This is a genomic window from Blautia sp. BCRC 81119, from assembly GCF_003184505.1.
Classification (GTDB): Bacteria; Bacillota; Clostridia; order Lachnospirales; family Lachnospiraceae; genus Blautia_A; species Blautia_A fusiformis.
On sequence record NZ_QJHD01000019.1, the window covers coordinates 78,434 to 103,617 of the forward strand.

Below are 25,184 nucleotides of genomic sequence, written 5' to 3' on the forward strand. Positions count from 1 at the left end.
TGATCAGCTGTACCTTCCGGCAGATGTCTGTATTCCAGCTTCTGATCTGCTCGTTGTACTTATTTCATTTCCGCATTCTGTTTCATTTTTTCGAAATCATCCTCTGTCAGTCCCTCCTGTGCCAGAACTGTATGCAGCACAGAAATATCGGTGGATACATCCCATGCGGTATCCCGGAATATGGAATCCAGAAGTTTCTCAAAAGCAATATTCAGTGTATCAATGGTTTCTTCAATTTCTTTCTTGGAAGCCGTGATATTCTCGCCCTGTACAGGCTGTCCATCCATATCCTCATAAGCATCCAGAAGCTTCACAGTCATGGGCAGATAGTAATCCATCATTTTCGTAAGATCCGGAATCACCTCCGGATGCTCTCCTGCACGCTCAAAAATTTTCTGAACGATCATTTCCATCCTGGAAATCTTTGCGGAAATTTCTTCCCCGGGAATGGCGTCATTGCTCTCACGGATCTTTACCAGAAATTCATTTCCTTTTCTCAGGACTTCCTGGGCTTCCGGACTCATATTCTCCTCCAGCTGAACCTTAGGATCTGCTTCCTGTTTACGAAGCTCCAGCTGCTTCTGTGTTTCCAGGTACTGCTGATAGGTCTCATTACTGGTGATCAGACAGGTTCCCTGCTCATCCACATGGCCTTCCAGAAACCAGCCCTTCTGGATCATTCTGCTGATATCTTTTTTTACAAATTTCTCGTTCTTTCCTGCTGCCTGGGCAAGCTTCTGAAAATTACAGTAGGTGTGGTCTCCCAGCGCACGGATATATTTCTGGAAACGTCCCAGTCTTCCGAGACGGCTTGTTCCTGCTCCCAAAAGAGCACCGCCACCTGCTGCGCCTGCACACATCACTCCAAGCACACCTGCTGCAAGTGCACCGCTGTGTCCAATGCCCATCCAGATCAGAAGCACCATGGCTCCAAGCCCCATGCCACTTAAAAGTATCCCACCGGAAACTGCCATCATCATGCCTTTGAGATTCTCACCGGTAGTCTTTCCGTAGAGCAGTTCCGACTGTTTCCTTGCAGCCTGCTGCTTTGCTTTTCTGTTTTTTCCGTAATAAGGGCTCTGGTATGTATAGCTTTTCTTACGGAATTCCGGATCAGCACCCGGATCAAACACGGAATTCAGCGCATTTTTTAGCGCTTCGCTTCCGGAATCAATGGCCTTATTTACTGTCTGGTTGATCGTATGGCTTAATTCGTGATAGCTGTTTGAATTCACTGCATTATCTACAATATCCTGAATCTTTTTTCCAAGGTCTTCAAATTCGTGATTGTCCATTTTTCCCTCCAGTCCATAGATATTTTTTATTATATCGAAATCATATTAAAATTACAAGCAAATGAAAAAAAGGAACAAAAAACTATTGAAGTCATCACGTAAAAGTTTTACAATGGTAAAAAGTAAAAATTGTAAACGGAGGAATCGTTATGGAAAAAAAGAACATCGACTGGTCCAGCATCGGATTCGCTTACATGCCAACCGACTACAGATACGTGTCTAATTTTAAAGATGGAAAATGGGATGAGGGTACTTTAAGCACAGACCCTAATATCGTACTCAACGAGTGTGCTGGTGTGCTTCAGTATTCTCAGAGTGTATTCGAGGGTCTGAAGGCATACACAACAGAAGACGGACATATCGTTACTTTCCGTCCTGACCTGAACGCAGAGCGTATGGCTGCATCTGCAGCAAGACTTGAAATGCCGGTATTCCCGAAGGAAAGATTTATCGACGCTGTTGAGCAGGTTGTTAAGGCAAATGCTGCATGGGTTCCGCCATATGGTTCCGGCGCAACACTTTATCTTCGCCCGTACATGTTTGGTTCCAACGCCGTGATCGGTGTTAAACCGGCTGACGAATATCAGTTCCGTATCCTTACAACACCGGTTGGTCCGTACTTTAAAGGCGGCGCCAAACCGATCACGATCCGTGTCAGCGACTATGACCGTGCCGCACCTTGCGGAACCGGTAACATCAAGGCTGGCCTGAACTACGCAATGAGCCTTCATGCTATCGTAGATGCTCACAAACAGGGCTTTGATGAGAACATGTACCTTGATCCCAAGACTCGTACAAAAGTTGAGGAGACAGGCGGAGCAAACTTCATCTTCGTTACTAAAGACGGCAAGGTTGTAACACCGAAGTCTGACAGCATCCTTCCTTCCATCACACGTCGTTCTCTGATCTACGTTGCAAAGGAGTACCTTGGACTGGAAGCTGAAGAGCGTGAGGTCTACTTCGATGAGGTTAAAGATTTTGCAGAGTGTGGTCTTTGCGGTACTGCTGCAGTTATCTCTCCTGTCGGAAAGATCAATGATCACGGCAAAGAAATCTGCTTCCCAAGCGGAATGGAGAAGATGGGTCCGGTCATCCAGAAGCTGTACGACACACTGACCGGTATCCAGATGGGACGCATCGAAGCACCGAAGGGATGGATCCACGTAATCGAGTAATTACCGGATTTTCGTCATTATACATAACATTAAGCACCAAAAAACAGACCGCCGTATTTTTTTCGGTGGTCTGTTTTTTTATTATTTCTTCATTGTTTTTCTGTACAAAGCGGGCAGTCTCATTCTGCTTTATGATCTGTGCTCACATTATCTATCTTTTCTCTCATATTTCACAAACGCATATTCCAGATCAAAGTATGTCTGTTCTTCACTCTCCGCTGTGATCTCCCAGTCCGGGTCCTCATCCAGGTTTGGAAAATACGCATCCGCTTCATATGCAAAATCGATTTTTGTCACATGAGCTGTATCACAGTACGGGAGCATCTGTTTGTAAATACTGTCTCCGCCGATACAGTACACATCCTCTGCCGGATATTTCTCCACTTCCTTCAGTGCTTCCTCGATGCTGTGAACGATCACCGCACCTTTTACCTGATAATCCCGGTTGCCGGTGATCACAATGTTGGTTCTGTTTTTCAGAGGAAGTCCGTTTGGAAAAGACTCCAGTGTTTTTCTTCCCATAACAACCACTTTTCCTGTAGTTTCCTCACGGAACATCTTCATATCTGCCGGAATACTTACCAGAAGTTCATTATTTCTTCCGATTCCCCAGTTTTTATCTGCTGCAACAATAATATTCATTCTTTCTTCCTTTCTTTCTTTATGCAATTATACTGCAATGGGAATATTTTTGATCTGTGGCCATGTCTCATAATTCTCCACGATCAGATCATCGGTGGTGAATTTATAAAAATCCTTTATCTCCGGATTCAGTTTTACTGTCGGTGCAGGATACGGTTTTCTGGAGATCAGTTCTTTAATTACCGGAATATGACGATCATAAATATGGCAGTCTGCGATCACATGAACAAGCTCTCCGGCTTCCATATCGCAGACCTGTGCGATCATCATGAGAAGAAGAGAATACTGACACACATTCCAGTTGTTTGCAGCCAGGATATCCTGAGATCTCTGGTTCAGCACCGCATTAAGGACCAGCTTGTCTTTTCCGGGTTCCTTGGTTACATTGAAAGTCATGGAATAGGCACATGGGTAAAGATTCATCTCGTGGAGATCCTGATGTACATAAATATTGGTCATGATCCTTCTGCTGTACGGATTGTTCTTAAGATCAAAAAGAACTCTGTCTACCTGATCCATCATTCCCTCTTTATACTGATGCTTCACACCTAACTGATAGCCGTAGGCTTTTCCGATGGAACCGTTCTCATCTGCCCAGCTGTCCCAGATGTGGCTGTGAAGATCATGGATATTATTAGATTTCTGCTGCCAGATCCATAGAATCTCATCCATTGCACTCTTTAACGCTGTTTTTCTTAAAGTCAGTGCCGGAAACTCCTTCCGGAGATCATAACGGTTCACAACACCAAATCTCTTGATGGTATAAGCCGGAGTTCCATCCTCCCACACAGGACGTACCTTCTCACCTTCTGTGCTGGTTCCGTTTTCTATGACATCTTTGCACATGTCAATGAATATATTATCTGCAAGACTCATTTGTTGATTTCCTCCTGTAATTTTCTTCTATTCGATCCCGGGCTGCTTTTTTTCTTAAAAATGCCCCTGAAATTTATTTTATATTCTAACACATTTCAGTCCTTACTGTCCACTTCCCCTTTAACCTCCTATCCCATTTAACCTTCTCTCCCTGTTTTTCCTTTTCCCTGTTCTTTTTCTGTATTTTTCTGGACTTTTCCATGCGGGAGTGCTATATTAAGAGCCATGAAAATACTGATTACATTATTAAAACCTTTTTCTTTTGCACCTGCGATCCTGATGATGTGCGTGATCTACTCTTTTTCCGCACAGACCGGAGATGTTTCCGGTGCCCTGAGCTACAAGATCAGCTACCAGATCGTAGAAACCAAAAACGAAATATTAGCTTCCGGCAAAAGCCTGGAACAGCTTTCCCAGGAAGCTGCCGGTATCGAATTTTATGTCCGTAAGGCTGCTCACATGACAGAATACTGCCTGTTGGCCATATCTATTTCCTTCCCCATCTATGTATACGGAGTTCGGGGAATCTGGCTGATGCTCCTTGCCGGATTTGTATGTGTAGGATTTGCCGGACTGGATGAATACCACCAGTCTTTTGTAGAGGCCCGCGGACCTTCCGTAAGGGATGTAGGGATCGACAGCTGCGGAGCAATGATCGGAATTTTGCTGGTACAGGCATTCTGCTGGTCTACCTTACATACCCCCGGCAGAAAAAAATCTCGAAAAAAGCGCAGAAACGCACAAAGACGCAGATAACTGTTTTGCGATCTGCCTGATCTAAAAAACGGAACATACATAAGGATTTTTTTGCCTTATGATGTTCCGTTTTTGCTATTACTAATCGTCATATCTCAGCAGGCATTTTACTCTCACCTGCATCCAGTTTTATTTTTCGTCTTTCTCCTCCGGTGCGTCATCCAGATTTTCCGCAAGATGCGCCCGCTCCGCAATTGACATTTTTTTCTTTGCCACGGTTTCCGGATTTTGAGAAGCTTCCTCTGCCGCTTTTTTCGCAGCAGCTTCTTCCAGCTCATGTTTCTGTGCGCCAGCCTTTGCAAGATTACGGATCGCCATGATCAGAAGCACTGCTCCGATCACAACAAAAATACCTCCCGCTGCCAGAAATACCACACCGGAGTCTTCTGCTCCGCTTATGACACTGGCACAGAGACGATATCCTGTATACACAAGATAACCGCCTGCAAAGATCCACAGAAGACTGCTTCTTGTGGAAGAATTTCCCTGTCCGGAATTCTTTTCCTCAGCAGTTTCCTGCTGCAGCTCTTCCTTATTTTCTCTTTTCTGTTCTTCCATGATGTATTTCTGTCCTTTCTGATATCCTTATATTTCTCTATTTGTCAGATATCTTTTCCCTGTCAGCTTCTGTTTTTTCCTTCTCTTCCGTTTCTTCTTTTACAAGTCTTCCATAAAGCTTTGTCATTTTATAAATCTTCTGAATAATTGTTTCATTGAGCTGGCCTTTTTTCATACGCCACTTCCAGTTGTCACCAAGAGTTGACGGTTCATTGATCCTTGCCTCATTTCCAAGGCAGAGATAATCCTGTACCGGGATCACGCAGCGATCTGCAACACTGGACATCGCCGCACGTATCATGCTCCACACTGCCGCAGTCTCATGCTTGCCCTCACAGCCAATATAGGCCCTGGCAAAATTTCGGTCATGCTGGCTCAGATTGCGGAACCATCCTCTTGTTGTCTCATTGTCATGAGTACCTGTGTAAACAATGCAATTCCTTTCATATCTATGCGTCAGATACGGACTGTCCTCATTCTCGTCAAAAGCAAACTGCAATACCTTCATTCCCGGGAATCCGGATTCTTCCACCATCTCGATCACACTGTCTGTAAGGAGACCAAGATCCTCTGCGATCACATCCAGCTTTCCAAGATTCTTTTCAAGCGCACGGAACAGATCCATTCCCGGTCCCTTTTCCCAGTGACCGAACTCCGCAGTTTTATCTCCGTACGGAATGGAATAATACTCATCAAAGCCTCTGAAATGGTCGATCCTTACCACATCATAAAGCTTCATACAATTTGCCATTCGGCGTGTCCACCATGCATAGCCTGTTTTCTTGTGATATTCCCAGTCATAAAGCGGATTTCCCCAGAGCTGCCCTGTGGCGGAAAAAGCATCCGGCGGGCATCCGGCAACGCCGATCGGAATATTTTCCTTATCAAACTGGAACAATTCCGGCTGTGCCCAGGCATCCGCACTGTCAAACGCAACGTAGATCGGGATGTCTCCGATCATCTCCACTCCCTTAGCATTTGCATAAGCTTTCAATGCTGTCCACTGTTTAAAAAAGCAGAACTGCTGAAAACAGTAAAATCCCACTTCTTTTGCAAACTTCTCCCTTTTTTCAGCCAATGCAGCTTTTTCTCTGTTTTTGAGTTCCGTAGGCCATTCGATCCAGCTGATCCCATTCAGGCTGTCCTTGATTGCCATATACAGGCTGTAATCTTCCAGCCAGGCAGCATTTTCTTTTACAAACTTCCGGTACTCCTGATCTGTCTCACAGTCATAATTTTCAAAGGCTTTTCTCAAAAGCCGAAATCTGGAATTATAAATCTTCTCATAATCCACATAGCTCTCGTTTGTACCCCAGTCACAGTCCTCGCAATCACTTTTATCCAGATATCCCTCTTTTACAAAAGCCTCCAGATCAATAAAATACGGATTTCCCGCAAAGGTAGAAAAAGACTGGTATGGTGAATCTCCATATCCGGTAGGTCCGAGAGGAAGAATCTGCCAGTATTTCTGTCCTGCTCTTGCCAGCTGGTCTACAAACTCATATGCTTCCTCAGAAAAGCATCCGATCCCATATTTCGATGGCAGACTGGACACTGGAAGTAAAATCCCACTTGCTCTCATAATTTACGAATCCTCCTGTTTTCTCAGTAGTTGCGCCCTCTCACAGATGTCTGCAGGAGCACTCAGATTTTTATTATATCACTCTGTCACAGAGCGTTCAAAGTCCTTTTTTGCAGATATATGTAAATATATCATGATAAACCTTTTCCCTGTCTTTCTCATTCAGGATCTCGTGGCGCATTCCCGGATATAATTTTCCCCGGACATCCCGGTATCCTGCACAACGCATGGCACGGACAGACTTCGCAAACTGTCTCACATTTCCCATGCAGGGATCCTCCGCCCCACTAATAAACAGCACCGGCATTTCCGGCTTTGTACACTTCCAGTGCTTCACATCATAGGCTCTTTTCATCAGGTCAAAAAGTGCCAGATATGCATCATCCGTAAAGGTAAATCCACAGTATTCTGAATCCGAATAATCCTGCACAACCTGCGGATCAGAGCAGATCCAGGAAAAACGGTTTTTTTCTTTTTTAAAGTGCATTGCATAGCTTCCAAAAGACATCATCTCGATCAGACCCGCACTGTGTTTAGGCCCGAAAACAGTCTTTCCCGCCTTTGCCAGAGCTACTCCGACCGGCCGAAATGCATTATAGCTGGGTGAGCCGCAGACGATCAGCATATCCATACAGCTGTCATGATGCGCTGCATAGGCACGAACTGCCAGAGAGCCCATGCTGTGTCCGAAAAGGATCAGCGGAATACCTGGGAAATGATCCTTGATCAAGCAGTTCACCGTATGGATATCCTGCAGCATGGCATCCGCCCCACCACCGTACATATATCCAAGATCCTCTTTACTGCGTACGCTTTTCCCATGGCCACGGTGATCATGGATCACACTTATATATTTTCGCTCTGCCATATATTCCATAAAAGGAATGTAGCGTTCCTTGTACTCACTCATTCCGTGAACGATCTGTATAATCCCACGGTATTTCTCATTACGTTCCAACTCCGGCACTACTGCCAGGCAGGAAATTTCCAATCCGTCTGCTTTTGAAGGAAATGAATACTGAATTGTCCGTAACATATATTTCACCTCACCTTTTCTGCTGCATAAAGCGGGCATTCGCATTCCGCTTTGTCACCTGTACTCAACCACTTTTTCTGTGTCTTCCAGTATATCATAACACAGGGGGTTTCTCAAACAGTAAACCTATGATATAATCGTTACGGTAACATAGGGTGATGCTGTTTGCCCGCAAATGCAAACAGATATCCTCTGACCCACCCACCCGAAAACCAGAATGACTTATTGTAAGGAGGAATAATGAATACAGAAGACAATAATGATTTTTATGACGATGAGCTCTCCAGATCATTGATCTCCAATGATTTTGAAGACGACACTCCCCACAGAAAGAAAAAAAGCAAAAAGCCTCTTGTGATCTGTCTGATCATCCTTCTGATCGCTGCCGCAGCCGGCGGAACCGCCTGGTATATGATGCAGCGCCATAAACCGGTAGAAGCCACAGAAGAATTTCTCACAGGCATGCAGAACATGGATTTTACCACAATGGAGAACCTTCTCCAGAGTCATGATCTCAGTGCTCTGGATGATGCAGATATCCGTGATTCTGCTTACACAGATTTCTTCACTACCGTCAACAAAAAAATGACCTACAAGATCACCAAAAACAAATTTGACATCCAGAACGGAACTGCCAGGATAACGGTTCACATGAAATATATTGACGGAACCAATATCTATGCAGCAACTATTCAGGAATACACCCGTAAGGTTGCTGTCGCAGCCTATGCCGGAAAGGAAATGACACAGGATGATATCCAGGAAATGCTCGCTGCACTTCTTGCCGAAAATGCTTCCACAGCTGATGAGAAATACAGTGAGATCGATATTACCTATCCTCTGATCAAAATCGGCAGCGACTGGAAGATCGTTTCTCTGGATGACACCACAGTCAAGGTTATGTGCGCAAACTTCAAAAGCGTAAAAGACGAAATATCATCCCAGCTTACGGATGACAGCACAGATAGCAGTTCTGCCGCTGCAGAGGATTCTTCCACCCCAGGCAGCACGGCCTCTGCTGAGGGTACAAGTGCATCCATTGATATTACAACTGACAAATTCTCCGTCCGTTTCAAACAGTTTGCGATTTCCAAGGACTACGGCGGAAATCCCTGTCTGATGATCTACTACGACTATACAAACTCCGGCGATTCCCAGTCCAGTGCATTTGTAGACTTCACCCTGCAGGCTTCCCAGAACGGAGAAGTTCTGGAAGGAACTTATCCGGAAGCCAGCGATGATGCTGTAGATAACTACATGAGCACCATTGATCCCGGAAAAACCGTCACTGTATGCCAGGTATTTCTTCTGAAGGATACTACCAATGATGTAACGCTTCAGGGCAAAGAAACTCTGAATGTAAGCGGCGGACAGACAACCTCTCAGATTCTGAAGCTGAAGTAAGATATCGGAATCGCCTGGCGGATATTTACGATCCAAATTCGATAAACCGGAAATTTACATTTTATCTTGCATATGAAAGGAAAACGGAAATTTCTCCTTCATGATTTTTTCATGGCTGGCAGAAATTTCCGTTTTTCTTTTTCTCATTCCTGTGTATATTTTTTCGATTCCATGAAAAACTATTTCCTGTATAACGAAAGGATGGTGACTTATGTCAAATAAATGTCTGCAGTACTTCACCCTGACCATTGCTGTGGTCGGTGCCATAAACTGGGGTCTGATCGGCTTCTTTAATTTTAATCTGGTAGCATTCCTGTTCGGAAGCATGAGCTGGCTCTCCCGGATCATCTACGGACTTGTAGGCTTATGCGGGCTTTATCTTCTGACCTTCTATACTCTGATCGATCAGGGTGAAACAACTGAATAAGCTACGCAGTAACACATAACGCGAAAAATCCTCTGCTGCATAAAAATAAAGCAGAGGATTTTTTCGCAACAAAAAAGAACTCTGATCATCCTCAGAGTTCCGAAGAGCGATAGACGGGGCTCGAACCCGCGGTCTCGACCTTGGCAAGGTCGCGCGTTACCAACTACGCCACTATCGCACAAGCGGGTGATGGGAATCGAACCCACGTATCCAGCTTGGAAGGCTGGTGTTCTACCATTGAACTACACCCGCAGTTATGAAATTATAAATCTTCATCCTTCGATGAGAGCGATAGACGGGGCTCGAACCCGCGGTCTCGACCTTGGCAAGGTCGCGCGTTACCAACTACGCCACTATCGCATAAGCGGGTGATGGGAATCGAACCCACGTATCCAGCTTGGAAGGCTGGTGTTCTACCATTGAACTACACCCGCGCATCGTCGCTTCGGTGATTACCGATCGCTTGACCGCTGCAACGATGATTAGTATATAGCATGCTGTTTTATTTGTCAACAGGTTTTTTGAAATTTTTTATTTTTTTTATTTATTGGATTTTTTATCAATACTCCCATACATTTGTGGCAGAAACCTGGGCCTTCGGTTTCTTGATCACAAGCTCCGGACTTTTTGCACTGACCTTGGTATTTGCAGGAATGGATTCTGTGATAAAGGTATTACCACCTATAATCGTATTCTCTCCTACAACCGTCTCACCACCGAGCACTGTGGAATTAGAATAGATCGTTACATTATCACGGATCGTCGGATGACGTTTTACATTGGCAAGCTGCTGTCCCTTTCTTGTGGAAAGCGCTCCCAGTGTCACTCCCTGATACAGTTTTACATTATTTCCGATTTCTGTAGTCTCACCTACAACCACACCGGTACCATGATCGATAAAGAAATACTCTCCGATGGTCGCTCCCGGGTTGATATCGATTCCTGTACGGCCATGAGCATATTCCGACATCACGCGCGGGATAAATGGGATCTCTTCTTTATAAAGAACATGTGCCAGACGATACACGTAGATAGCAAATAATCCCGGATATGAAAAAATGATCTCTTCCTTGCTCTTGGCTGCGGGGTCACCATCAAAACCAGCCTGTACATCTGTCAGAAGCAGTCTCTGGATCTCAGGAAGCTGCTCAAAAAATCCACATGCAGTTCTGTCTGCATGAGCTGCTGCTTCTTCCGGTTCCTCTCCGTGATAAAGAAGTGCGATCTCGATCTGATTCTTCAATCTGTCATAAAGATCATTCAGTCTGTGTCCCACATAATACTCCGGAAATACGGTAGCACTGGTATCCGTACTGAAATATCCCGGAAATACAATAGATTTCAGATCTCTTACTATATCAATGATCACCGAACGGTTCGGCAGACGTCTGCCGCTCTTCGGCATAAAAAGTTCTTCTGAAGCATAATTCTCAGTAAGACCCTTCGCCGCTCTGAGAATCGCTGATTTCTTATCGCTCATAATTCCCTCCATTTCTGCACATCCACTTCTGTCTGTACACTTTATCTCATTATCATATTATAGTCTGGAAGATTCGTCAATAATACAAAAAAGAAAAGTTTTAAAAAAGATTGACCTTTCTCCGGATACCTTATATAATAATAAAGGTTTGCATCCGGAGATGTACCCAAGTGGCTGAAGGGTCCGCACTCGAAATGCGGTAGGTCGGGCAACCGGCGCGAGGGTTCAAATCCCTCCATCTCCGCTTTTCTGCCGATTTATGACAGGAAGAATTTTATTTATATTTTATTATACAAAAAGCACTCTCATCTCTTGACAATTGTATATTTTATATGTATAATTGCAACAGTGATGAAAACACAATTTAATATAGGGGATTGGTCAAATGGTATGATAGGGGTCTCCAAAACCTTTGGTGGGAGTTCGATTCTCTCATCCCCTGCTATTAGAATCGCTGAAAAACCTTAATTAAGGATTTTCAGCGTTTTTTATTGTATGGCAGAAAAAGTGATCGCCCGGCCTGTCATATCAACATCCGGGCGATCACTTTTCAATATTTTACTTCTCACTGCATTCATATCGTGAAAATCTCTGCACGTATCCACATGCGCTTATCACTTCAGTTTCTTCAGATTATCCGGTCCAAATCCAAATGGCAACAGTTCCTTTAACGTAAAGATATCATATTTTTCTCTGCTGACTGCCAGTATGATCTGAAAGGTTTCCGGATCACAGAACTCCATCATAACCTGTCTGCATACTCCACAGGGTGCTGCATACTCTGTAGGAACACCATCCTTGCCGCCAACGATACAGATTGCCTGAAAGTCTCTCATGCCTTCACTGACCGCTTTGAAAAAAGCAGTTCTTTCCGCACAGTTTGTTGGAGTATAGGCAGCATTTTCTATGTTACACCCGGTATAATAGGTACCGTTTTTTGCAAGAAGTACCGCCCCTACATGAAAATGTGAGTATGGCGCATAGGAATAGTCCATCTGTCTGATCGCCAGATCGATCATTTCTTTGATCTGTTTTTCTTCCATAATTTTCCCACCTTTCCTGAATCAGGCATGTATACGTTATTCTTCTTTTTTCTGTGCCTGATCTGCACGAATCAGTTCACGGATCGCCTGTACTGCAACCTGGATTGCCTTATCGGTATCATGTACCACAGGATTATCCAAACCCAGCTTTTCTCTTTCCTGATTTGCAAGCACCAGGAAGCAGGAGCCCACACGTACTTTTAAATGGCTTGCCACTATAAAAAGAGCAGCGGATTCCATCTCCGACGCAAGACAGCCGAGACGTTTCCACGCTTCCCATTTATTCATCAGTTCATAGCTGACCGGCTTGGTTTCCGGCTCATGCTGGCCATAAAAGGAATCCTTACATTGTACCACACCTGTGTGGAATTCACATCCTTCTTTCTTTGCTCCTTCCACAAGTGCATTGATCACTTCCAGATTTGCCACTGCCGGGAATTCAATAGGTGCATACTCTTTGCTGGTGCCCTCCATGCGGATCGCGCCCGTTGCAACAACAATATCACCACTTTTTACCTCCGGCTGCATTCCACCGCAAGTTCCGATGCGTACAAATGTGTCAGCCCCGCACCGATAAAGCTCTTCCATTGCGATAGAAGCGGACGGTCCGCCGATTCCGGTAGATGTCACACTTACCTTCACTCCGTCCAGTGTTCCGGTGTATGTTACGTATTCCCGGTTATCTGCTACCAAAACCGGATCATCAAAATACTGTGCGATCTTTTTGCAGCGTTTCGGATCTCCCGGTAAAATAACGTAACGTCCCACTTCTCCTTTTGCTACCTGAATGTGATACTGTCTGTCCGCATCCTCTGAATAATTTTTCATGTTTGTTTCCCCCTTTCTCAGCTAACAGTTTACCTATTCCTTATGAATAAAAAAAGACTGCATTTTCATACAATCCAGTCCTTTATTCTTTTATTTTAACCTTGCTTCCCGTCGATCCCTGCAAAACTGTATTGTCTTACATTACAGTCAGATTTTCGTATTTGCTCAGTCAATGTCAAACCTCTTTTGTCTTTATCCCATTATAACATAGATTCATTTTCTTCAAAAGCTTAATATAAACATGTTCCACAAACCACGGTTCTGTTGATCTCATCAATGCTTCTTCCGGTGAAAACCAGGCTACACCGCTGTTTTCATCTGCTTTTATGGAAACAGCCTCTTCTGAATCTGCCTCAAGGAGATATGTTAGGTTAAAGTGCAAATGGCTGGATACATATTTTCCTTTTTTCATATGGCCGTCTACAGTCAGAGATTCCAGGGAAAAAATCTCTTCTGACACCGGATGAACATTGGAAATCCCTGCCTCTTCTTTTACTTCTCTGACAGCAACGGACAGTAAATCCGTCTCACCATCTGCATGTCCTCCAAGCCAGGACCAGGAATTGTATATGTTGTGATATACCATAAGGACTTTCGTCCGTTCTCTGTTTACTACCCAGGCAGAAGCTGTCATATGGGCTACTGCATTTTCCCTGGAAAAAGCATTCTCATTATTTCTGATCCAGTTCAGGATCAGGATTTTATCTTTTTCTTCCTGCTCATTGTATGGCTTGTATTTTTCTATCTGATCGATCAGTTTCTGGCGTGTTATCATTATGCACTCTGTCTCTTTCTTAAATATCCATAAATGTATTTTTAGTCAAGCGGATAAAAGCATCCGCTTCGCTACTTGCTCATAACCGGATAACTGCTTCACAGTTTATCAGAAGGAGCTTGTAACTATCTTTTTTATTTAATACCCATCCTTTAACCGGACAATATTTTTTAAATTTTTTCCATTCAGATATCGTTCCATATTTTCCATGCAGATGTTCCAGATCATATCCTGGACTTCAGCGTTTCCACCGAAGCTCGGTCCTGCAATGTGTGGAGTGATAAGGACGTTTTCCATATTCCAAAGAGGTGATGTCTCCGGCAATGGTTCTGTTTCAAATACATCCAGGACCGCTCCTTTTAAGTGGCCTTCCTCCAGTACTCTGATCAGGTCTTCTGTTGGAATGAGGCTTCCTCTTCCTACATTAACCAGAATTGCATCTTTTTTCATGGAATACAGCCGTTCGTAATTCAGAAGGCCTTTTGTTTCCGATGTTCCCGGGAGACAGCCGATCACAATATCCGCTTTCTGAAGCTGCTGATCCAGCGCTGTCAGATCATATACCTCATCAAACTCTTTCATCTGCTGCAAATGCTCCGGGACTGCAGTTCTTTTTATTCCAGTCACATGCGTTTCAAACGCTTTCATTCTATGGGCAATATTTCTTCCTATATCCCCGATTCCCAGGATGAGAATGTTTTTTCCATATATGGTTTCTGATGGTCTATTCTGTACCCAGAGGTGTTTCTGTTTGTTCTTCCAGTAGTTCGGAAGTTCACGGTACAGCGCAATAATATTCCCGATCACATATTCTGATATGATCTTTCCAAAAGCGCCGGAAGCATTGGTTAATGTAACTCCTGTCGGGAATGCTTTCATTTTTGTATATTTGTCCGCACCGGCCCAGGTCAGCTGGATCCAGCGAAGATTTTCTGCTTTCAGGATTTCTTCTTCCTCTGGCTCTCCGATCACTACTTCTGCTGCTGCGATCGCATCCTCAGTTTCTTTGCCCTGAAATGTAAATTCGCACTGATCTCCGAATTTTGTTGCAAACTGATTTTGAATTTCTGCATTGCATTGTGGTTTTATTAAAACTTGTATTTTTTTCATGTTTTTCTCCGCAAATCATCTTTATCAGCTATATCCTACCATAATTAACAGCCATCTGCTATTATTTTCTGTTATTTCTGCCGCTGATACCTGGTCACTGCCAGGATCATACAGACAAAAACTACCGCAAACATAGCTTCCAGTCCAATGCCTTTCCACACCGATACAGCTGCCTCACCTGTTAGGTGGCTGTAACTTCCAAGAGTCTCATTTACGTTTTCATACCAGTACACAGGAAGAAACTGAGACACCTTCAGGACGTTTCTGTCCATAATATTCATGGGAACAAACACACCACACAGAAAGCACATTCCAAGAGACAGGATATTTGCGATCCCGCTTAACATGTTGCTGTTTTTTACAAAAAGACCGATCAGATAGGAAAGTGAAAGTGCCACTGCCATCATTACCAGAGTGTTCAGTACATAGTATCCGAAATTTTCTGAACTGAGAAATGTTTTTCCATACATAAGGATAGCTCCAGCCATACCGATTCCCCATAAGCCCCCACCCATCACAAACATGGCCAGAAGCCCTTCCAGACTCTGTCGTCTTGCAGAGATCGCAGATGCCTGCATTCTCTTTGGTATATCGTCTTTTTTGAAAGCCATCAGAACATATCCCATCACATAGCAAAGTAATGCAAGAAACAGATATGGAATATATCGGAAATAATAGAGCCATCCGGACGTACCACTGTTTTCATCTGTATCCAGCATGGTGACTTCTCCTCTTTTTTTATCCAGGATCGCTGTTGCCGCTTCCTTCTGGGAAAAACCGGCTTTCAGATATGTCCGCATTGTATTCAGACAGCTCTCCAGCTGCTGATCCACATAATATGCCGAATAAGATCCGGGCACCTTGGTCACAGAAATACTTTCGCCGTTTACCATACAGTTCTCATAAAAATCCTCAGGAATCACCACGATGTATTCTACATTTCTGTAAAAAAGCTCTTCCTGAAGCTTCTCCCTGTTATCCTCCAGCATGGTCACGTGATGCGTACCTTCAAGCCATTTTACCAGTCCTTCTGCAAGTGGTCCGTTGTCTTTATCCACCACTCCGATCTTTATTTTTTCGCTTTCATAGCTGGTATAAGTTTCCTTACCGGCCGCTGCCTGAAGTGCCATTGTCACTCCGAAAAAAATGCCCAGATACAGGAGGATCAGACCTGTATTTTTTTTCATGATCCTCATATAGCCTTTAAATACTGTCATAACGTTCCCTCCTGACCATGAAAAAGGATGCCATCACCAGCACCACGCACATTACCGCCAGTGTGATCAGATTTCTATAGTATCTGGTCATATCATCATATACATTGATACAGTAAAACGCATCTGAGATCAGTGATGCAGGATTGATCCGGTTCACAAACGGAACACTTTTTTCCACGATATCCTTCATATTTCCGTTCATCAGTCCGGCAAGAAAGCTGCTTACCATAGAGATTCCAAGCATGAGCCCGATTCTGACGCCTTCCTGCATTTTTCCGAAGCTGCCTATAAACATTCCCATAGATACACCAATGAGACTTCCGAAAAAAGATACCACCAGCATTTTTCCCATCTGTCCCTGAAAATCCAGATTGAGAATATACCGGAGATACAGGATCAGAATGATCACGTCCACATAGCCCAGAGCAAAAGATGTCAGCTGGTCTGTAAGGATCAGCTTCAGCTTGTGGGTCGGCGTTACACACCTTCTGGCTGCCAGAGGTGTGATATTGGCCTGGATCCCGATCGCAGAGCCAAATCCGATAAAGCATCCATACAGGCAGGCCATGGCGATCAGTGCGTAAAAGAACTGCACATTTCCGTCAATGGTCCGGCCGCCAAGAGAGACTTCCCTTACCAGGCTGTCGGAACTTAACAAGGATTTCATGGTTTCCATATCCATCTGCGGATTTTTTTTCATGATATTGGTGATGGTCGTTCTGGTGTTTTCACAGCTGTCGAGAACTGTCTGAAGGATACTTTCTTCTATTCCGGTTCCTGCTACTGTAAGGGAAGGTTCTTTTCCCACATAATAAATCCCTTCTACTTTTTTATCCTGCAGTGCTTCCAGCGCTTCCTTTTCCGACATTTCTTCTGCTTTTAAAAGATCCGGACTGCTTTTTTCCACTTCATCCAGATAGGTCATAAAAAACGTATCCGCAGAAGCTTCCTTCACCACTGCCACCGGAACCGTCTGAAAATCTGCCTCATTGATATTTCCGAATGCAAAATAGAAAAAAGTTCCAAGCACAAGCGGAAAGACCAGCGGCCAGAATACAATGTTAAAATTCCGGATCTTGGAAAGAAAACTGTATTTCAGTAAATGCAACATCTCCCATCCCTCCTAATCTCTTAGCTGTTTTCCGGTGATCTCCAGAAAGACATCATTTAATGTAGGCAGTTCGGAAAAGACTCTTCCAAAAGAAATATCCTGGCTTTGCAAATAATTAAGAAGACGGATCAGGTTATGCTTCGCATCGGTACAGCGCACGACCAGCACCTGTTTTTCATACTGCACATCAAACACATGCTCCAGTGTGCGGATATCCCGGAGATTTTTTTCTTCCAGGGCAATGGCTTCTACGGTGATGGTCTCTCCTGTTTTGATCATCTGCTTCAATTCTTCCTTTGTTCCCTGAGCGATGACTCTTCCGTGATCCATGATGGCGATCCTGGTACAGATCTGCTCCACTTCTTCCATATAATGGGATGTGTAGATAATGGTGGAGCCCTGGTGGTTCAGCGTCTGGATCCCTTCCAGGATCTTGTTTCTGCTCTGTGGATCTACAGCTACCGTCGGCTCATCCATAATGATCAGTCTTGGCTTGTGGGCAATCCCGCAGGCAATGTTCAATCTTCGTAAAAGGCCCCCGGAAAGCTTCTTCGGGTACATTTTGCGGAAATCTTCAAGACCTGTAAATTCAATGGCATCCTCCACCAGCTCTTTTCTCCGTTTCCTGTCCCGTATATAAAGGCCGCAGAAATAATCGATATTTTCCTGCACTGTCAGCTCATCAAAAACGGCTACATTCTGAAGCACGATCCCAATCTGTTCCTTGAGCTTATAGCTGTCCGGCTTCATCTCTTCTCCGAATATCTTTATTTCACCTCTGTCATATTTCAGAAGTGACAAGAGGCAGCTGATGGCCGTTGTCTTTCCCGAGCCGTTGGGACCAAGTAATCCGAAGATCTCACCCTCCCGGATATCCAGTTCCAGATGATTCAGTGCGGTAAGATCACCATATCGTTTTACCAGATTTTCTATGTGGACCATACTCTGTGGCATATGTTTTCCTCCTTTTTTACAGTCCGTTAAGCAGGACTTTTATGTCTTTTTCGCAGAAATTCATATTTCTTCTATGATGCCATTATATCCTTTTCTTCTGTCTGCTCCAAGTGTTGAATGTCACCACCTGCAAATGACAAATGTCATGTCTTTTTCAGAAGGATAGATTTTTCTTTGCAGGGAAGGAACCGGTATATTATAATAAAGGCACATTGATTTCAGAAATTTGTGCAGCAAAAGGGGTTCTCCCGGAACAGGATACGATAATTTTAGCCGGTTATCTGCCTGACTTTCGGAAAAGGCTGTAATTCTGAGAAAGGAGGGTATATTTTTTATGCGTTATTTTACAGATTCCATACTATTGCTTTTATACAGTACTTTAACATTTTTTTATGTGCCTGCAGATCAGGCTCTTGTGTTTGCCCTCCTTTTTGCGGTGATCCTTTGCTGCATTACTTATCTGGGCAGGGTATGTAAAACAGAATCCTGTTCACACAATTCTTTGCCAGTATTGAAACCCGCCGGAAATATCATTCCGGTTCTTGCAGGAAGTTATGTGATCTTTGGATTATGTTCCCTGTGGTTTTCGGATCTTCTTCTATTTTTCCCGCTGCTGCTGTATCAGACCTTATCTGCTGGGCTTTTTCCTCTGGCAGTGGCTGCGCTTCCACTTTGGGGATTTCTGGTTTTTCAGATCAATAGATTTCCGGCAGTTCTTTGTCTGCTTGGGATTTTTGGTTTCGTTCTCTCATTTTTTCTCTGGCTCTATGCCGGAAAATATCAGGCTCTTTACCAGGATTTTCATCAGATCCGGGATGACAGTGAGGAACATACGCTTCTTCTTTCTGAAAAAAACAAGGCACTTCTGGAAAAACAGGATTACGAGATTTATGCTGCTACATTGCGCGAGCGAAACAGAATTGCCAGAGAGATCCATGATAATGTGGGACATGTACTATCCCGTTCTATCCTTATGACTGCTGCCTGCAAAACCATCAACAAAAATGATTCTCTTGATCCTCTGCTTGGAAATCTGGAAGAATCCCTGAACGGTGCTATGAACAGCATCCGTTCCAGTGTACATGATCTTCATGATGATGCGATAGATCTGGAAGATGCCATAAAAGGACTTGTAAAGGATTTCACCTTCTGCCCGGTGAATCTTACTTATGATATGTCCAGGCAGATTCCAAGAGAGGTGAAATACAGTCTGATCAGTATTACAAAGGAAGGGCTTTCCAATGTGATGCGGCATAGTAATGCGGATTCTGTGGATATTCTTCTGCGGGAGCATCCTGCACTTTATCAATTGTGCATTGAGGATAATGGGACACCGGAAAATGAAATTCCGGATATTCAAACTGGATCTGACAGCAATAAGGCCAAAAATACTTCCGGTGGTATGGGACTGTCCAATATCCGTGACCGTGCAAAGGCGCTGGGCGGTACGGTCCAGATTACGCAGGAGAACGGTTTTCGGATCTTTGTGACGATCCCGAAATCTGTTTCTAATTGAATCAGACAGATATTTCTCACTTTGCCGGAAACCTTCCTGATTTGATCAAAGTACTTTCCCGGCATATTGGATCCGTCTGTTTTTTCTGATCTGTAAATTTACTTTTTATAACTCATAAACAGGAGATTTTGACATGAAAATTATAATCATAGACGACGACTGCCTGGTTGCAGGAGCACTAAAAACCATTCTTGAAGCAAACCCGGATATCGAAGTGACTGCCACCGGCTCTGATGGTGAAGAAGCCTGCTCTCTGTACAGAGAGTATCTTCCGGATATTCTTCTGATGGATATCCGTATGAAAGGAATGGACGGACTGGAAGCTTCCAGAAAGATCCTGGGCGAATTTCCGGAGGCAAAGATTCTTCTTCTGACTACTTTTTCCGATGATGAATATATTGTAAAAGCCCTCCGCCTCGGCACAAAGGGTTATCTTCTGAAGCAGGATCATAACAGCATTCTTCCGGCTCTTCAGGCGGTTTACTCCGGACAGACCGTATTCGGCACAGAGATCATATCCAAAATCCCTGAACTCCTGCAGTCTTCCGACGGATTTGATTATGCTTCCAGAAACATCAGCGAACGGGAGCTGGATATCATCCGGCTGATCGCCAACGGATACAGCAATAAGGAGATTGCCACAGAACTGTTTCTCAGTGAGGGAACGGTACGAAATTATCTCAGTTCCATTCTGGATAAACTGCATCTGAGGGATCGGACTCAAGTTGCTGTTTTTTATTATCAGCATAAGTAAAAATCTCCTGCATCCAAATTCCTGTAAATATTTATTAATTTAATAGAATCGGAGGATTCCTCACAATGAACCGCTATCTTACTATCTATATCCCGAAAACAGCTGTTCCGGCACCTGTCTCCCGCTTTCTTCGCACGCAGGCAGGTCTTACAAAAAAGCAGATCAGCCAGGCGAAGTTCCGTCCCGGTGGTATCCGAAAAAACGGACAACAGTGCCGGGTAACGGAAACCGCTTATCCCGGGGATCAGATCATAGTATGCCTGGAAGCGGACGATGTGGATTCTGCCCAGCTGGAATCTTCATCCTTTACCGTCTATTCGTCCAATCACAATTTCCAGTTCTCCGCAGACGCAATTTCATATTCTGATTCCGCAGCTTCAGAATTTGCAGGTTCTGATGTCAATTCTCACATTTATCATTCACTGGCTGCAACGTCACAGATTCTTCCTGAGTTGGCGATCATATACGAAGACCAGGATATCCTCGCCATAAATAAACCTGCCGGGATTGTCACTCATCCTTCCGGTTCTCACTACAGTGACAGTCTCGCCAACCAGGTGGCTTCCTATTTCCGTTCCAAAGGAGAGCCTACCAAAGTCCGGTCTATCGGACGATTGGATAAAGAAACCTCCGGTATCCTGCTCTTTGCCAGGAACCAGACTGCTGCCGCCAGATTACAGAACCAGCGTGAAGAAGGGATTTCAGAGAAAACCTATCTGGCTGCAGTTTCCGGTTTCATGCCTGTGGATGAAGATGGAGCTTTTCACAGGATCTCCGTTCCCCTTGCACCTGACCCGGATAACTGTCTGAAAATGGTCGTATCCACAGATGGCACGCTTCCCGGAAGCAAACATGCAGAAACCCTTTATTCTGTTCTGAAATCTAACGGCCCTGACGCAGCAGCTCCGGCTTCTCTTGTAATGCTCCGTTTGAAAACCGGCCGTACCCATCAGATCCGTGTACACATGGCATCTCTCGGGCATCCTCTTCTGGGTGATTCTCTGTACTGTTTATCGGACATATCGAATCCGTTTTCCCGGGCTGCACTCCACGCATGGAAGCTTAAATTTCAACTTCCATTTTCAATTGATGAATCTGCTTCCGACACCCGGGCTTCCATGCATCATGACAAAAATGCCAAAAAAGAAATCTCCCTGGAAGCACCCCTCCCGGAAGATTTCAAAAAATTCTATGAAACGATATTCTGAAGCCATACGCCTTTTTTTACAAGGATAAATCCAATGACACATTTCATCATATCCGCTGCCTGGACCATTGCGTAGATCACAAGTACAGGCAGACCTGTAAAACGGCTTAAGGTAAATGCGATCGTTACACTTACCACCCAGATAAACACACTGTCAAACAGAAATGTAACGATGGTCTTTCCACCGGAACGCAAAGTAAAATATGTTGCATGCAAGAATGCATTCTGCGGCATGAAAAATGCTGTGAGCATAATAAAATATTTCGCCAGAGTACGTGCCTCAACATTGGTATTGTAAAGCCTTGGAAACAGTGGTGCCATTACAAACATCACAGCTGCCACGCAGGTACAGCAGAACACAGAAAATGCGATCATCTTGTTGTCCGTATCTCTGGCTTCCTTCATCTTACCTGCCCCCAGAAGCTGTCCTACAACAATGGCTACCGAATCTCCAAGTGCGATAAATATGATATTAAATACATTGTTGATGGTATTGGAAATATTTAATCCCGCAACCACGTTCAGTCCACGGACTGAATAACATTGTGTCAGCATGGCCACTCCGGCTGCCCATAAAGTCTCATTCAGAAGCAGCGGGGTTCCCTTAATAAGTATCTTCTTTGTCAGGTTCGCCGGAACCTTTAATGTTGAATACAGACCCTGTGCAAAAATATTCTTTTCTGTATGCTTATGTGTCCAACTCAAGACAATGCAGGCTTCCACATATCTGGAGAGCACTGTGGCAACAGCCGCACCTCTTACTCCCATTTCCGGGAATCCGAATTTTCCATAGATCAGAAGATAATTAAATATCAGATTGATCAGCACTGCCACGATCCCGGCCTTCATTGGAAGTACGGTCTCACCGCATTCACGTAAGGTACTTGCATAGACCTGCACCATCATAAATGGCGGAAGTCCCAGAAGCATGATCCATAAATACTGTTTCCCATAAATAAGAGTATCCCTGATCTCCTGTGCGGTTCCGTCACCTTTTAAATACATGCTGATCAGTGAACCCCCTGCTGTCAGAAACAGTATAATGGTGATCGCTGTCAGAATCACTGCCATCCACAGTTTATAACGAAGTGTCTGGCGGACACCCTCATGATCCTTCTGTCCGAAATACTGTGCTGTAAAAATTCCCGCTCCGGACACCCCGCCGAAAATACATAGATTATATACAAAGATCAGCTGATTGACGATCGCCGCTCCAGACATCTGTTCGGTACCGATACGACCGATCATAATATTGTCCAGAAGACTGACAAAATTTGTGATCCCGTTCTGTACCATGATCGGTACTGCAATAGACAGGACCATCAGATAAAACCTCTTATCTCCTACGAACTTTCGGAAAAAAGAAGATTTCTCTTTTACCTTCTCCATAAATTCTTCCCCCTTGTTTTTCGTTTTCCTTCATCCAAAATTCTCCACAAAAAGGAGACTGCCCACCTGAAACATTCTTCCCTTTCGTAAGCGTTGTAGCTACTACCTTACTACAAACTTCTTTTATTTTCAATAGTCTTTATAACGATAAATCTCCGCTTTTTTTGTATCTTTTTACTCCACCATACGACTCTCGTCTGCAATATCCTGATCTTTGAACTTTTATTCCAGCTGTGTCACAATTTCAGTGTCAAAATTTTTCAAAGTGATCTAAGCCGGCAGAAAAAAGATCTGGACCGACTGAATCTGGTGCTGAATTATATTTCTGAGAATTACAAACGGCCTATTTCTCTGGATGAGATCGCAGGTGTTGCTTATCTCCAGACTGGATATTTCTGCCGTTTTTTCAAGAAAAAGATGGGGGTTACATTTCTGGAATATCAGAATGAATACAGACTTTCTTTTATCTACAAAGATCTGATCAATACGAAAGCCCCCGTGCATGTGATTCTGGAACGCCATGGATTCAACAATTATAAGCTGTTTCGACGGATGTTCCAGGAGCACTTCGGGTGCACACCTACGAAGGTGCGGGAGAATATGCGGAAATAACAGTACCTTCTCTTACACCATCCAGTCTTCCCGCAAATACGAAGGAAAGTACCGCAGCAATCACTGCCATGGATACGTCAAAACAGATCTTGGTTGTTCCGAAATTTGTTTTCTATGTGCGGATAACCATATAAAAAATGATCCTATACCCGCATAAAAAGACAGCGAAATGGATTTTAACTTCCATTTCGCTGTCTTGTGTTATTTCTTGTTTTCTATTATTTTTTTAGTATGTCGTTTTACGCAACCTGATTTTTGTTGTTGGTAACTGTGATCAAATGACTTTTGATCAGTACCGGACGTACTGCATTATAGATGATCGCTACCAGAATTACAGATACAACTGCATTGATAAAGGTTGCCGCCGCACTCATTTTTGCAAGTGCCTGTGCCAGTTCCTGTGGCTGTCCCAGAATGTACTGTTTGTAGAAATATCCTACGATAGGATCTGCAATTACGTTAAATGCAAGTCCTGCGATAGATGCGATCACACTCCATTTGAAAACATATTTTTTATCTGTACTCTCATTGATCTTTGCAACCTTGTGTGCCACAAGACCTACGATCAGACCGATACAGAATTTCAGTACAAAGGTTTTCGGTGCGCCTGTGATATAAACAGGGTCCATGATATCTGCAATTCCCATTCCGATAGCTCCGGCAAGTCCGCCATATACGCCACCCAGAAGCAGTGCTGCAAGTACGCAGAAAGCATTTCCGATATGAATGGATGTTGCGTCTCCGCCCGGCACCGGGATCTTGATCTGCAGAAATGTGAAGGATACATAACATAAAGCTGCTAATAACGCAGTTTCTGCAAGTTTAACTACTGTGTTGTTCTGTGTGTTCATAATAATTCCCCTCTCGTTTCGTTATTACCTTTGTTATTACTTTAATGTATGATTGTATTAATGTAGGAATGTAATAACTTGGATGTTATAGTACCGCTTGTTTGGGTATATTACAAGGGGCAATTTTTATGTTTTTTTAGGGGACAGTTTTTATGGGTAATAAAAAAGTGGCTGTTTAAGCCACTCTTTCATGATTGTATATTCAAAACTACATACATGTTCTATTGATGATCGTTAATCTTTTTTGAATCAATTTTAACCTGCGTACCGATCCGTAGCTTTCTTCACGGGCTCGCAGCTAAAGCTGCATCACCTGTTCTTTTGGCTACTCCAGCGGTGGTCATCTCACGACTCCGTCGTTCGATGTCATTTGCTTCGCAAATGTTCAGTCTGTACCATAAATGGTTCTCCACAAGCAAGCTTGTTCCGCCCCATTTCTGTTACATCCTGCCCGCTTCCTCGGCTTTTTGGTCAAGCCCTCACCCGATTAGTAACAGTCAGCTCCATGTGTTACCACACTTCCACCTCTGCCCTATCTACCTCGTCGTCTTCAAGGGGGTTTACTTCACTAAGAATGGGATATCTC

The 25,184-nt window shown here is 44.0% G+C and carries 24 protein-coding genes, 6 tRNA genes and 1 rRNA gene; 10 read left to right on the plus strand and 21 right to left on the minus strand.

Annotation, left to right across the window (positions count from 1 at the left end):
* Positions 1-59: 59 nt before the first annotated feature.
* Positions 60-1,295 (minus strand): 5-bromo-4-chloroindolyl phosphate hydrolysis family protein, encoded by a 1,236-nt coding sequence (locus DMI82_RS12120; protein WP_110103454.1) that lies wholly within the window; start codon positions 1,293-1,295, stop codon positions 60-62.
* A gap of 149 nt (positions 1,296-1,444) precedes the next feature.
* Here DMI82_RS12120 and DMI82_RS12125 point away from each other — a divergent pair, with 149 nt between their 5' ends.
* Positions 1,445-2,470 (plus strand): branched-chain amino acid aminotransferase, encoded by a 1,026-nt coding sequence (locus DMI82_RS12125; protein WP_059085425.1) that lies wholly within the window; start codon positions 1,445-1,447, stop codon positions 2,468-2,470.
* 147 nt (positions 2,471-2,617) lie between these two features.
* Here the strand turns inward: DMI82_RS12125 and DMI82_RS12130 are convergent, their stop codons facing one another.
* Both DMI82_RS12130 and thyA read right to left on the minus strand, forming a co-directional pair.
* A complete protein-coding gene (locus tag DMI82_RS12130; RefSeq protein WP_015524334.1) occupies positions 2,618-3,112 on the minus strand; it encodes a dihydrofolate reductase in 495 nt (164 codons plus the stop codon).
* A 27-nt stretch (positions 3,113-3,139) separates the two neighbouring features.
* Positions 3,140-3,988: a thymidylate synthase gene (thyA, locus tag DMI82_RS12135; protein ID WP_059085424.1), complete on the minus strand. Its 849-nt coding sequence runs from the start codon at positions 3,986-3,988 to the stop codon at positions 3,140-3,142.
* Between the two features lie 225 nt (positions 3,989-4,213).
* Between thyA and DMI82_RS12140 the strand changes: the two genes are divergently transcribed.
* On the plus strand, positions 4,214-4,744 hold the full coding sequence (locus tag DMI82_RS12140) for a VanZ family protein (protein ID WP_059085423.1): 531 nt from the start codon (positions 4,214-4,216) through the stop codon (positions 4,742-4,744).
* A 129-nt stretch (positions 4,745-4,873) separates the two neighbouring features.
* Here DMI82_RS12140 and DMI82_RS12145 read toward each other — a convergent pair whose 3' ends face one another.
* The 3 genes from DMI82_RS12145 to DMI82_RS12155 all read right to left on the minus strand — a co-directional run bounded on the left by DMI82_RS12145 (position 4,874) and on the right by DMI82_RS12155 (position 7,920).
* Positions 4,874-5,302 (minus strand): hypothetical protein, encoded by a 429-nt coding sequence (locus DMI82_RS12145; protein ID WP_092071388.1) that lies wholly within the window; start codon positions 5,300-5,302, stop codon positions 4,874-4,876.
* A 37-nt stretch (positions 5,303-5,339) separates the two neighbouring features.
* Positions 5,340-6,884 (minus strand): 4-alpha-glucanotransferase, encoded by a 1,545-nt coding sequence (gene malQ, locus DMI82_RS12150; protein ID WP_110103455.1) that lies wholly within the window; start codon positions 6,882-6,884, stop codon positions 5,340-5,342.
* Positions 6,885-6,981: 97 nt separating this feature from the next.
* Entirely contained in the window at positions 6,982-7,920 is a 939-nt protein-coding gene (locus tag DMI82_RS12155) for an alpha/beta fold hydrolase (protein WP_110103467.1), read from the minus strand.
* 240 nt (positions 7,921-8,160) lie between these two features.
* On the opposite strand from DMI82_RS12155, the gene DMI82_RS12160 reads away from it, so the two are divergent.
* Complete coding sequence (locus tag DMI82_RS12160) at positions 8,161-9,324, plus strand: DUF5067 domain-containing protein (RefSeq protein WP_227574214.1); 1,164 nt, start codon at positions 8,161-8,163, stop codon at positions 9,322-9,324.
* Positions 9,325-9,535: 211 nt separating this feature from the next.
* Positions 9,536-9,751: a DUF378 domain-containing protein gene (locus DMI82_RS12165; RefSeq protein ID WP_015524323.1), complete on the plus strand. Its 216-nt coding sequence runs from the start codon at positions 9,536-9,538 to the stop codon at positions 9,749-9,751.
* 105 nt (positions 9,752-9,856) lie between these two features.
* Here the strand turns inward: DMI82_RS12165 and DMI82_RS12170 are convergent.
* From DMI82_RS12170 to epsC, 5 genes are all read right to left on the minus strand, one after another.
* Positions 9,857-9,929, minus strand: a tRNA-Gly gene (locus tag DMI82_RS12170).
* Positions 9,930-9,932: 3 nt separating this feature from the next.
* Positions 9,933-10,003 (minus strand) — tRNA-Gly (locus DMI82_RS12175).
* A 35-nt stretch (positions 10,004-10,038) separates the two neighbouring features.
* A tRNA-Gly gene (locus DMI82_RS12180) sits at positions 10,039-10,111 on the minus strand.
* Positions 10,112-10,114: 3 nt separating this feature from the next.
* A tRNA-Gly gene (locus DMI82_RS12185) sits at positions 10,115-10,185 on the minus strand.
* Positions 10,186-10,310: 125 nt separating this feature from the next.
* Positions 10,311-11,231: a serine O-acetyltransferase EpsC gene (gene epsC / locus DMI82_RS12190; RefSeq protein WP_022426729.1), complete on the minus strand. Its 921-nt coding sequence runs from the start codon at positions 11,229-11,231 to the stop codon at positions 10,311-10,313.
* Between the two features lie 156 nt (positions 11,232-11,387).
* Here epsC and DMI82_RS12195 point away from each other — a divergent pair.
* A tRNA-Ser gene (locus DMI82_RS12195) sits at positions 11,388-11,475 on the plus strand.
* 127 nt (positions 11,476-11,602) lie between these two features.
* Positions 11,603-11,673, plus strand: a tRNA-Trp gene (locus DMI82_RS12200).
* A gap of 172 nt (positions 11,674-11,845) precedes the next feature.
* Here the strand turns inward: DMI82_RS12200 and DMI82_RS12205 are convergent.
* The 7 genes from DMI82_RS12205 to DMI82_RS12235 all read right to left on the minus strand — a co-directional run bounded on the left by DMI82_RS12205 (position 11,846) and on the right by DMI82_RS12235 (position 18,257).
* Positions 11,846-12,274 (minus strand): cytidine deaminase, encoded by a 429-nt coding sequence (locus DMI82_RS12205; RefSeq protein ID WP_015524321.1) that lies wholly within the window; start codon positions 12,272-12,274, stop codon positions 11,846-11,848.
* Between the two features lie 36 nt (positions 12,275-12,310).
* Positions 12,311-13,102: a uridine phosphorylase gene (udp, locus tag DMI82_RS12210; protein WP_059085420.1), complete on the minus strand. Its 792-nt coding sequence runs from the start codon at positions 13,100-13,102 to the stop codon at positions 12,311-12,313.
* A gap of 175 nt (positions 13,103-13,277) precedes the next feature.
* A complete protein-coding gene (locus DMI82_RS12215; protein WP_110103456.1) occupies positions 13,278-13,877 on the minus strand; it encodes an NUDIX hydrolase in 600 nt (199 codons plus the stop codon).
* 138 nt (positions 13,878-14,015) lie between these two features.
* Positions 14,016-14,987, minus strand: a complete 972-nt coding sequence (locus DMI82_RS12220; RefSeq protein ID WP_110103457.1) for a D-2-hydroxyacid dehydrogenase — start codon at positions 14,985-14,987, stop codon at positions 14,016-14,018.
* A gap of 71 nt (positions 14,988-15,058) precedes the next feature.
* Positions 15,059-16,204 carry an ABC transporter permease gene (locus DMI82_RS12225; protein ID WP_015524317.1) on the minus strand — a complete coding sequence of 382 codons (1,146 nt, stop codon included), beginning with the start codon at positions 16,202-16,204 and terminating at the stop codon, positions 15,059-15,061.
* Complete coding sequence (locus tag DMI82_RS12230) at positions 16,191-17,315, minus strand: ABC transporter permease (protein ID WP_022426839.1); 1,125 nt, start codon at positions 17,313-17,315, stop codon at positions 16,191-16,193. Before DMI82_RS12230 ends, DMI82_RS12225 begins: the two co-directional genes overlap by 14 nt.
* A 12-nt stretch (positions 17,316-17,327) precedes the next feature.
* Positions 17,328-18,257, minus strand: coding sequence for an ABC transporter ATP-binding protein (locus tag DMI82_RS12235; RefSeq protein WP_059086850.1), 930 nt, complete (start codon positions 18,255-18,257; stop codon positions 17,328-17,330).
* 346 nt (positions 18,258-18,603) lie between these two features.
* Between DMI82_RS12235 and DMI82_RS12240 the strand changes: the two genes are divergently transcribed.
* From DMI82_RS12240 to DMI82_RS12250, 3 genes are all read left to right on the plus strand, one after another.
* Complete coding sequence (locus DMI82_RS12240) at positions 18,604-19,785, plus strand: sensor histidine kinase (protein ID WP_110103458.1); 1,182 nt, start codon at positions 18,604-18,606, stop codon at positions 19,783-19,785.
* A gap of 133 nt (positions 19,786-19,918) precedes the next feature.
* Positions 19,919-20,539, plus strand: coding sequence for a response regulator (locus DMI82_RS12245; RefSeq protein WP_110103459.1), 621 nt, complete (start codon positions 19,919-19,921; stop codon positions 20,537-20,539).
* 65 nt (positions 20,540-20,604) lie between these two features.
* Positions 20,605-21,747 (plus strand): RluA family pseudouridine synthase, encoded by a 1,143-nt coding sequence (locus DMI82_RS12250; protein WP_110103460.1) that lies wholly within the window; start codon positions 20,605-20,607, stop codon positions 21,745-21,747.
* On the opposite strand, the gene DMI82_RS12255 is transcribed toward DMI82_RS12250, so the two are convergent.
* Positions 21,729-23,135, minus strand: coding sequence for an MATE family efflux transporter (locus DMI82_RS12255; RefSeq protein WP_110103461.1), 1,407 nt, complete (start codon positions 23,133-23,135; stop codon positions 21,729-21,731). The two genes, DMI82_RS12250 and DMI82_RS12255, sit on opposite strands and share 19 nt — an antisense overlap.
* 309 nt (positions 23,136-23,444) lie before the next feature.
* Between DMI82_RS12255 and DMI82_RS20320 the strand changes: the two genes are divergently transcribed.
* Positions 23,445-23,747 carry a helix-turn-helix transcriptional regulator gene (locus tag DMI82_RS20320; protein ID WP_242981835.1) on the plus strand — a complete coding sequence of 101 codons (303 nt, stop codon included), beginning with the start codon at positions 23,445-23,447 and terminating at the stop codon, positions 23,745-23,747.
* A gap of 239 nt (positions 23,748-23,986) precedes the next feature.
* On the opposite strand, the gene DMI82_RS12265 is transcribed toward DMI82_RS20320, so the two are convergent.
* Positions 23,987-24,598, minus strand: a complete 612-nt coding sequence (locus tag DMI82_RS12265) for an ECF transporter S component (RefSeq protein WP_022426832.1) — start codon at positions 24,596-24,598, stop codon at positions 23,987-23,989.
* A gap of 467 nt (positions 24,599-25,065) precedes the next feature.
* Positions 25,066-25,184, minus strand: a 23S ribosomal RNA gene (locus DMI82_RS12270); the annotation flags it as partial.

What these genes read in the sequence shown, in the direction of transcription:
- DMI82_RS12145 (WP_092071388.1), bottom strand. Translation starts at nt 5,302, where the DNA reads ATGGAAGAACAGAAAAGAGAAAATAAGGAAGAGCTGCAGCAGGAAACT.
- DMI82_RS12265 (WP_022426832.1), bottom strand. Translation starts at nt 24,598, where the DNA reads ATGAACACACAGAACAACACAGTAGTTAAACTTGCAGAAACTGCGTTA.
- DMI82_RS12255 (WP_110103461.1), bottom strand. Translation starts at nt 23,135, where the DNA reads ATGGAGAAGGTAAAAGAGAAATCTTCTTTTTTCCGAAAGTTCGTAGGA.
- DMI82_RS12205 (WP_015524321.1), bottom strand. Translation starts at nt 12,274, where the DNA reads ATGGAAGAAAAACAGATCAAAGAAATGATCGATCTGGCGATCAGACAG.
- DMI82_RS12155 (WP_110103467.1), bottom strand. Translation starts at nt 7,920, where the DNA reads ATGTTACGGACAATTCAGTATTCATTTCCTTCAAAAGCAGACGGATTG.
- DMI82_RS12140 (WP_059085423.1), top strand. Translation starts at nt 4,214, where the DNA reads ATGAAAATACTGATTACATTATTAAAACCTTTTTCTTTTGCACCTGCG.
- DMI82_RS12250 (WP_110103460.1), top strand. Translation starts at nt 20,605, where the DNA reads ATGAACCGCTATCTTACTATCTATATCCCGAAAACAGCTGTTCCGGCA.
- DMI82_RS12230 (WP_022426839.1), bottom strand. Translation starts at nt 17,315, where the DNA reads ATGTTGCATTTACTGAAATACAGTTTTCTTTCCAAGATCCGGAATTTT.
- epsC (WP_022426729.1), bottom strand. Translation starts at nt 11,231, where the DNA reads ATGAGCGATAAGAAATCAGCGATTCTCAGAGCGGCGAAGGGTCTTACT.
- DMI82_RS12240 (WP_110103458.1), top strand. Translation starts at nt 18,604, where the DNA reads ATGCGTTATTTTACAGATTCCATACTATTGCTTTTATACAGTACTTTA.
- thyA (WP_059085424.1), bottom strand. Translation starts at nt 3,988, where the DNA reads ATGAGTCTTGCAGATAATATATTCATTGACATGTGCAAAGATGTCATA.
- DMI82_RS12220 (WP_110103457.1), bottom strand. Translation starts at nt 14,987, where the DNA reads ATGAAAAAAATACAAGTTTTAATAAAACCACAATGCAATGCAGAAATT.
- DMI82_RS12165 (WP_015524323.1), top strand. Translation starts at nt 9,536, where the DNA reads ATGTCAAATAAATGTCTGCAGTACTTCACCCTGACCATTGCTGTGGTC.
- DMI82_RS12225 (WP_015524317.1), bottom strand. Translation starts at nt 16,204, where the DNA reads ATGACAGTATTTAAAGGCTATATGAGGATCATGAAAAAAAATACAGGT.
- DMI82_RS12215 (WP_110103456.1), bottom strand. Translation starts at nt 13,877, where the DNA reads ATGATAACACGCCAGAAACTGATCGATCAGATAGAAAAATACAAGCCA.
- DMI82_RS12235 (WP_059086850.1), bottom strand. Translation starts at nt 18,257, where the DNA reads ATGGTCCACATAGAAAATCTGGTAAAACGATATGGTGATCTTACCGCA.
- malQ (WP_110103455.1), bottom strand. Translation starts at nt 6,884, where the DNA reads ATGAGAGCAAGTGGGATTTTACTTCCAGTGTCCAGTCTGCCATCGAAA.
- DMI82_RS12125 (WP_059085425.1), top strand. Translation starts at nt 1,445, where the DNA reads ATGGAAAAAAAGAACATCGACTGGTCCAGCATCGGATTCGCTTACATG.
- DMI82_RS12245 (WP_110103459.1), top strand. Translation starts at nt 19,919, where the DNA reads ATGAAAATTATAATCATAGACGACGACTGCCTGGTTGCAGGAGCACTA.
- udp (WP_059085420.1), bottom strand. Translation starts at nt 13,102, where the DNA reads ATGAAAAATTATTCAGAGGATGCGGACAGACAGTATCACATTCAGGTA.
- DMI82_RS12130 (WP_015524334.1), bottom strand. Translation starts at nt 3,112, where the DNA reads ATGAATATTATTGTTGCAGCAGATAAAAACTGGGGAATCGGAAGAAAT.
- DMI82_RS12160 (WP_227574214.1), top strand. Translation starts at nt 8,161, where the DNA reads ATGAATACAGAAGACAATAATGATTTTTATGACGATGAGCTCTCCAGA.
- DMI82_RS12120 (WP_110103454.1), bottom strand. Translation starts at nt 1,295, where the DNA reads ATGGACAATCACGAATTTGAAGACCTTGGAAAAAAGATTCAGGATATT.